1 protein-coding gene is annotated in these 383 nt (G+C 76.5%); it reads left to right on the top strand.

All coding sequences use genetic code 11. The features are described from left to right. Positions 1–18: 18 nt before the first annotated feature. The coding region (locus ACFFNX_RS23215) for a histidine kinase (RefSeq protein ID WP_378205931.1) at positions 19–383 on the top strand (365 nt) is incomplete at its 3' end.

The raw sequence follows: 383 nt of genomic DNA, 5'->3' as shown, positions 1-383 counted from the left end.
TTCGGCAAGGCCGCGACCGTGGGGCAGACGCTGCCCTACCTGATCGTCGGCGTCCTGCTGCTCCCCGTGGTTCCCCACCTGCTGACGCTGCTGGCCGGCGGGCACGCCGCGGTGGCCCGCGCCCTGCTGCTGGGCGGTCCGGCCGAGCGGCTGCGCGCGGAGCTGATCGAGGTGTCGCGCTCCCGCGTCCGGCTCGCGGACGCCTTCGACGCCGAGCGTCGCCGCATCGAACGCGACCTCCACGACGGCGCCCAGCAGCGGCTGGTCGGCCTCACCCTGCAACTCGGGCTGGCCCGGCTCGACCTGCCGCCCGGCGCCGGCGCGGCCGAGGCCGTCACCGCCGCGCACGAGCAGGCCAAGCAGCTGATGGCCGAGCTGCGAGA

Origin of the sequence: Actinoallomurus acaciae (assembly GCF_042429965.1) — a bacterium.
GTDB lineage: Bacteria > Actinomycetota > Actinomycetes > Streptosporangiales > Streptosporangiaceae > Actinoallomurus > Actinoallomurus acaciae.
The sequence above is the reverse complement of the archived record's forward strand: the minus strand, read 5'-3'. Positions and strand labels throughout refer to the sequence as shown.